A 3,272-nucleotide genomic window follows, 5' to 3' on the forward strand; every position below is an offset into this window, starting at 1 on the left:
TGGATTCGTTTCTCCGAGAAAGATGTGAAATTACTTCCCAGGAGAATTCCGGAACTTTTGAGAACGTACGGAAAATATCTTTCCGCTACAAAACGTCTCGGGAAAAAAGCGGGCAGAACCTTGTATCAGACCAGTCCCGGAAAATTGAAGATGAAACGAGTGAACGTTAGAGTTAACACCGGGAGTTGGACCCTCTTTGGAACGCTCGCACAGGCTCATGGCGTGTCTCGCTGTTATCTTTTCAATTATCTTCTGTGGTTGGAGGACCTCGAAGTCGGGGATTCTATTCTTTACACGATGAATGAGGGAGTTCCCACATTTCACAGGTATTACAGTTACATACTCCAACTCGACCTAATAAACAACCTGGTAACACGAAAACTACGCTGCCAACCCGCTGCGTATTTTCACGCATTGGATTACAGAGACTGGTTTCCGTCCTAAAAAATCCGTAGTCCGGTTTCAAATCTTAGTTGTTTACCATAAGAGCTTGATTTTTTAAAACATTAAAACATTTTAATGATTTAAATTTCGAGAATCAACTCACTACGGAACCGTTGTTTTCTTGAATCACATGGCCGTCTTCAAGAATCATACGAATCAAACGAGTCATTTCCACGGAATATTCCACATTTAGGTGTTTGGTCACACCCTCGCAGAATCCGTTGATGATCAGAAGTTTCGCATCGTCTTCGGACAAACCTCTGGATTGAAGATAAAAGAGCTGATCTTCGTCGATTCTGGAAACCGTTGCCTCGTAATTTAGGGATCCGTTTTGACCGGAAACGTCGTTGTAAGGATAAGCGTGGGACTGGGAACGATCGTCCATCATCAGACCGTCGCATTTTACGTGAGAATAAGAATTCTCCGATCCGGCAGTAAACTTAACGAGACCTCGATAAGAATTAACTCCTCCGTCGAGAGAAACACCTTTTGCTAATATATTACTTCGAGTATTTTTACCGACATGAACGATTCTTGCGCCTGTGTCTTGGATCTGCCCTCCACCTGCAAATGCGAGGGAAAGGACGTCTCCGGTGGAATGGTCCCCTTGAAGGATGATTCCCGGATATTTGATCGTGTTCGCGCCGATATTCACGTCCGTCCAAGTGATATGTCCTCTTTCATAACATAAACCGCGTTTGACGGTCCAGTTGTACATATTCTTCTTCCAGTTTTGGATCGTCGTATAAAAGATCTTTGCGTTTTTATGAGCGATGAGTTCCACAACCGCCGTATGAAAGTTAGTGCCCTTATCTTGAACCGAAGAACAACCTTCCGAGTATTCGATCTCGGCTCCCTCGTCCGCGATCAAAAGAGTCCTTTCATACTGACCCGAGGACGCGGCCGTAACTTTAAAATATGCTTGTAGAGGCATAGGAGTTTTCACTCCTTTGGGAACGAACGCAAAAGAACCTCCGGAAAAAACGCAACTGTTCAACGCGGAGAATTTATTATCTCCCACACTCACAACCGTTCCGAGATATTTTCTAACTACGTCCGGATATTCGCGTATCGCGGTATCGATGTCGCAGAAAAGAATTCCGAGTTCGGTTAATTCTTTTTTCACGTTAGCGTAAACCGTTTCGGAATCGTTCATCGCTTCGATTCCTGCGAGATATTTACGCTCGTGTTCCGGGATTCCGAGACGTTCGAAAGATTTGAGAACCTCCGGATCCACCTCGTCCCAGGATTTTTTCTTCTGCTGATTGGAACCTATATAATGCGTATAAGAGTCGATGTCCACGTTGAAGTTGGGGAAAAAACCCCAAGTAGGCATGGGTTTTTGTTCATAAACCTCGAAAGCTTTGAGGCGGAATTCCGTAAGCCAACCCGGCTCATTCTTAATATGCGAAATGGATTCCACGACCTTACGAGTGAGACCCTTCGGAAAATTATCGGGACGGTAATAACGATCCTCAAGAACGGATTCTTTTTTCAGGACTTGTTCCATTTTCTATTCCCTCCTGAAATTAGACATATCGAGCGATCCATAGAGAGCGAGATAGCAAAAAGATAGCGAAGCGTCATCTTTTGCTCCCAACAACGTTGGGAAATCCGAGCGATCCATAGAGAGCGAGATCTGCTGAGTTTCTGAGACCAAACTCAGCGGAAGGCTTCTTAAAGGAGGCACTTTCCGAGGAGCAACTTATTGAGTTCAAACGCTCAAAACATCACTCCCAAGAATCTCCAAACACTCCGCTTTACTTTGCAAAGAGCCGACCGACGGTTATACAAAAACTCACGCCTCATACCCTGTGGGTCGTTCGGCAATAGAACTGCTTCTGCATCTCAGTACCATATTCCGCAGACTTACATCTGCGGACAGAAAAAAATCAATTCACAGCCGAGAAGTAATCCTTGGATTTTTCCGGGTCCGCTTTCATGGTTTTTTTTCCTTCATCCCAATTTGCCGGGCAAACTTCGCCATGTTTTTCAACAAATTGGAAAGCTTTGATCAGACGAATAGCTTCATCGATATTTCTTCCCACAGGAAGGTCGTTAATCGTCGCTTGACGGATCAGGCCGGCAGGATCGATGATGAAGGTTCCTCTCAGAGCCACTCCACCATCCGTTAGAACATTATAATCCCTTGAAATAGACTTTGTAAGATCCGCAATCAAAGGAAATTTGATATCTCCGATTCCACCTTCCTTTTTAGGAGTATTTTTCCAAGCTAAATGGGTGAAGGCCGAATCCACGGAAACTCCTAACACTTCGGCTCCGAGTTTTCTGAATTCCGCAAGTTTGTTATCGTATTCTATGATCTCAGTGGGGCAAACGAAAGTGAAGTCAAGAGGGTAAAAGAACAATACTACCCATTTTCCTTTGTAGTCTGAAAGTTTGATTTCCTTGATTTCTTTTCCAAGAACGGCTTCTGCCTTAAAATCCGGCGCTAAAGATGTAACCTGAGGCATTTTTAATTCTCCTTTTTGAATTTAGACCTTTCCATAGTATCTCTCAATCCCTTGGAAGCAAATATTTTTTAGAATGATTCTAATTTTTTTTTAATTCTAAAAAATGAGGTCGAAACTAAGTTCTTCTCTAAATTCGTAGGAGTTCCCACATTTTAGGAGTCAGTGGATAGGAGGGTCAGATGTCAGGGTTAAAGTTTTCCGTTTTATCCATAACGGTATGGAATAGATCCGGGTTCCCCCGTTCGTTTTAAGGAAAACGTGGGAGTTCCCACATTTTAGGAGTCAGTGGATAGGAGGGTCAGATGTCAGGGTTAAAGTTTTCCGTTTTATCCATAACGGTATGGAATAGATCAT

3 protein-coding genes are annotated in these 3,272 nt (G+C 43.5%); 1 reads left to right on the forward strand and 2 read right to left on the reverse strand.

From position 1 onward, the window contains the following. Positions 1 to 444 (forward strand): DUF1564 domain-containing protein (locus LEP1GSC194_RS15515; protein ID WP_036040708.1); only part of this gene is annotated, 444 nt, incomplete at its 5' end. 94 nt (positions 445 to 538) lie between these two features. On the opposite strand, the gene sufB is transcribed toward LEP1GSC194_RS15515, so the two are convergent. Together sufB and LEP1GSC194_RS15525 are read right to left on the reverse strand one after the other, a co-directional pair. Next, positions 539 to 1,954, reverse strand: coding sequence for a Fe-S cluster assembly protein SufB (gene sufB, locus LEP1GSC194_RS15520; RefSeq protein WP_020774477.1), 1,416 nt, complete (start codon positions 1,952 to 1,954; stop codon positions 539 to 541). Between the two features lie 382 nt (positions 1,955 to 2,336). Continuing rightward, positions 2,337 to 2,918 carry a peroxiredoxin gene (locus tag LEP1GSC194_RS15525; protein ID WP_020774476.1) on the reverse strand — a complete coding sequence of 194 codons (582 nt, stop codon included), beginning with the start codon at positions 2,916 to 2,918 and terminating at the stop codon, positions 2,337 to 2,339. Positions 2,919 to 3,272: the final 354 nt, after the last annotated feature.

The organism is Leptospira alstonii serovar Sichuan str. 79601 (assembly GCF_000347175.1).
Classification (GTDB): Bacteria; Spirochaetota; Leptospiria; order Leptospirales; family Leptospiraceae; genus Leptospira; species Leptospira alstonii.

Coding starts and splice junctions, on each gene's coding strand:
- sufB (WP_020774477.1), bottom strand. CDS start 1,954: ATGGAACAAGTCCTGAAAAAAGAATCCGTTCTTGAGGATCGTTATTAC.
- LEP1GSC194_RS15525 (WP_020774476.1), bottom strand. CDS start 2,918: ATGCCTCAGGTTACATCTTTAGCGCCGGATTTTAAGGCAGAAGCCGTT.